The 3,200-nt window shown below is 70.9% G+C and carries 4 protein-coding genes; 3 read left to right on the top strand and 1 reads right to left on the bottom strand.

Annotated elements, in window-relative coordinates; all coding sequences use genetic code 11:
• Both VNT50_RS11520 and VNT50_RS11515 read left to right on the top strand, forming a co-directional pair.
• The coding region (locus VNT50_RS11520; protein WP_325485261.1) for an HAD hydrolase-like protein at nt 1–271 on the top strand (271 nt) is incomplete at its 5' end.
• A gap of 62 nt (nt 272–333) precedes the next feature.
• Nucleotides 334–906, top strand: coding sequence for a YdeI/OmpD-associated family protein (locus VNT50_RS11515; protein WP_325485260.1), 573 nt, complete (start codon nt 334–336; stop codon nt 904–906).
• A gap of 202 nt (nt 907–1,108) precedes the next feature.
• Here VNT50_RS11515 and pyrE read toward each other — a convergent pair whose 3' ends face one another.
• Nucleotides 1,109–1,684, bottom strand: coding sequence for an orotate phosphoribosyltransferase (gene pyrE / locus VNT50_RS11510; RefSeq protein WP_325485259.1), 576 nt, complete (start codon nt 1,682–1,684; stop codon nt 1,109–1,111).
• A 192-nt stretch (nt 1,685–1,876) separates the two neighbouring features.
• On the opposite strand from pyrE, the gene VNT50_RS11505 reads away from it, so the two are divergent.
• Nucleotides 1,877–3,200 (top strand): HNH endonuclease signature motif containing protein (locus tag VNT50_RS11505; protein WP_325485258.1); only part of this gene is annotated, 1,324 nt, incomplete at its 3' end.

Raw genomic sequence — 3,200 nt, 5'->3', positions numbered from 1 at the left:
CGTGGTCGGCAAGCCGAACCCGATGATGTTCCGCTCGGCGCTCAACAAGATCGGCGCGCACTCGAAGAAGACCGGCATGATCGGCGACCGCATGGACACCGACATCGTCGCCGGCATCGAGGCGGGGCTGCACACGGTGCTCGTGCTGACGGGCATCAGCGACCGCGCCGAGATCGAGCGCTATCCGTTCCGCCCGAGCGAGGTGCTCGATTCGGTCGCCGATCTGCTGCCCGCCGAGCCCGTCGAGACCGAGCTGCCCGAGATCGTCTGACGCGCCGTTCTTCGGACGCCGGGGGTGGTCAGGGCGTCGGTGGCACGCGGTATCGTCGCGGGATGGGCGCGTTGGATGACGGTGAGCGAGTGGTGGCGCCGGATGCCGCGACCTGGCGGGCGTGGCTCGCCGAGAACCACGCCCGCGCCAAGGGCGTGTGGCTCGTGCGCGGGCGCCCCGGCTTCACCGACCGGCACGTCGGTTACGAGGACGCCATCCGGCAGGCGCTGTGCTTCGGCTGGATCGACGGTCCCGTGCGCAGCTTCGACGAGGAGACCGGCGGGCTGTGGTTCTCGCCGCGACGTGCGAGCAGCGGATGGGCGGCGACGAACAAGGCGCGCCTGCTCGAGCTCGAGGCCGCGGGGCTGATGACGGAGGCGGGGATCAGGGCTGTCGAGGTCGCGAAGGCCAACGGCTCGTGGACCGCGCTCGACCGGGCGGAAGCGATGATCGAGCCGCCGGAGTTGACGGCGGCACTCGACGCGAACCCCGCGGCGCGCACAAACTGGGAGGCGTTCCCGCCGTCGGCGCGCAAGATGGGCATCGCTTTCATCGACTCGGCGAAGCGGGCTGAAACGCAAGCGGCGCGAGTCGCGAAGATCGTCGCGGATGCCGCGGCAGGGAAGAGGCCGTGATGGACGAGCAAGCCCTGCTCTACGCCGCCACGATCATCGTGCTCGTCGGCACGCTGGTCGTCGTGGGTGTCACACTGTGGCGGCGGCGCGGGCGCGACTGAGCCGCGACGCCGCATGACGGCAGACGGCCACTGGGGATGCCGGCTGGGTGGGGTCGCCGGGGGTGCCGGCTTGATGAGGTCGCCCGGCACCGGCTCGCCGGCTACTGGGGGTCGAGGCCGAGGTCGTCGAGCGTGATGGCCGCGCGCCATTCGAGCCCGGCCTCCTCGATCGCGGCCTGTGCACCCGTGGAGCGATCGACGATCACGGCCACGGCCACGACCTCGGCGCCCTCGCGGCGCAGGGCCTCGACGGCCTTGAGCGCCGACTGACCGGTGGTCGAGGTGTCCTCGACCACGACGACGCGCTTGCCCGCGACATCCGCCCCTTCGATCTGGCGTCCGCGCCCGTGGTCCTTCGGCTCCTTGCGCACGACGAAGGCGTCGAGCGGGGCGTCGGTGCGCGCGGACTCGTGCATGATCGCGTTCGCGATCGGGTCGGCTCCGAGGGTGAGCCCGCCGACCGCGACGATCTCGGGGATGTCCCCGATCAGGTCGAGCATGAGACGACCGATCGCGGGAGCCGCCCGGTGGTCAAGCGTGAGCTTGCGCATGTCGACGTAGTACGTCGCCTTCTTGCCGCTCGAGAGGGTGAAGTCGCCGTGGAACACCGCCTCGCCGTTGATGAGGGCGATGAGGGCTTGGCGATCGGCCTCGAGGGCGGTCGTGGAGGCGGTCATCCCCCGATTCTAGGGCGGCGGGGCGGGCGGCCCCGCGGTTGCCGAGGCCCGGGTCCCGGTCGCTGAGCGAGCGCAGCGAGACGAAGCGTCGCCGACGCCCCAATGTCCGAGGCCCGAGTCCGGTCGCTGAGCGAGCGCAGCGAGACGAAGCGCCCACGCTCCAATGTCCGAGATCCCTGCCAAAATTAGAACATGCATTCGAACGAACCGGATCGGTCAGGCGACGCTCCTGCGTCGCTGGTCGAGGCGGAGGCCGCGATCCTCGACACGCTGGTGACGACGATCGTCGAGGCGCGGGCCGGGATCGCGGCATTCCAGGCGTTCGAGACACGAGCCCTGGCGGCGGCCGCGGCGCTGGGGGCCGAGCAGATGGGCCGGGTGGAGTCGTTGGCGTCCCGGGATCGGGAGATGCCGTTGCGTTCCATCGCCGCCGAGCTTGCCGCGGCGGTGCGCACCAGCGACCGGTCGGTGCAACGCCAGCTCGACGAAGCGACTCTCCTTGTGGAGGCGTACCCCGCGACCCTGACCGCGTGGGGGGAAGGAAAGATCTCCCGCGCGCACGTGTCGGTGATCGTGCAGGCGGGGTTCGGGATCGAGAACCCGGACGCCCGCGCCGGGTACGAGACCGAAGTGCTGCGCAGGGCGTTCGTGGAAACACCGGGCCGGTTGGGACCGATCGCGAAACTCCTCGCCCACCGCGCCCAGCCCCGCACCCTCGAAGACCGCCACGCCGAGGCGCGGGAAGAACGCCGCGTGCGGGTCACCGATCTGCCGGACGGGATGGCGGAGCTGCTCCTCATCCAACCGTCCGTGCTGATCCGGGGGATCTACGACCGGATCACCGAACAAGCCCGCACGGTCACACAGGCCCGCATCACGGAGCCAGGGGCTGAAGAGACCGGCCACGGCGAGGGTGGCGAACCCGACACCCGCACGATGGATCAGCTCCGCGCAGACATCGTCGCCGACATGCTCCTCACCGGAACCCCCGCGATCGATGACCCCGACGCCGGGATCGACCTCGGTGCGATCCGGGCCAGGGTTCAGGTCACCGTCCCGGTACTCACGCTCAGCGGGCATGGCACCGAGCCGGCCGTGCTGGCCGGATCCGGGCCGATCGACCCCGACACCGCCCGCACCCTCACCGGCAACTCCCCCGGATGGGAACGCGTTCTCACCCACCCGGTCACCGGCGCCGTCCTCGCCGTGGACCGCTACCGGCCCAGCGAAGATCTCAAACGCCTCCTCCGCGCCCGGGACGAGCACTGCCGGTTCCCCGGCTGCAGGATGCCCACCCACCGCTGCGACCTCGACCACACCCACGATGCCGCCCGCGGCGGAAGCACCTGCGACACCAATCTCGCCCACCTCTGCCGTCGACATCACACGCTCAAACACGCCACCCCCTGGACGGTCACCCAGCAATCGGGCGGGGTGCTCGAATGGACCAGCCCCACCGGCCGCCGATACACCGACACCCCCGAGCCCCTCCTCAGGTTCGCCCCCGCCAACGACC

It is taken from the genome of Microbacterium sp. (assembly GCF_035554235.1).
In the GTDB taxonomy this organism is placed as follows: Bacteria; Actinomycetota; Actinomycetes; order Actinomycetales; family Microbacteriaceae; genus Microbacterium.
Note: the sequence above shows the minus strand (reverse complement) of the source record. Positions and strands in the feature narration are given on the sequence as shown.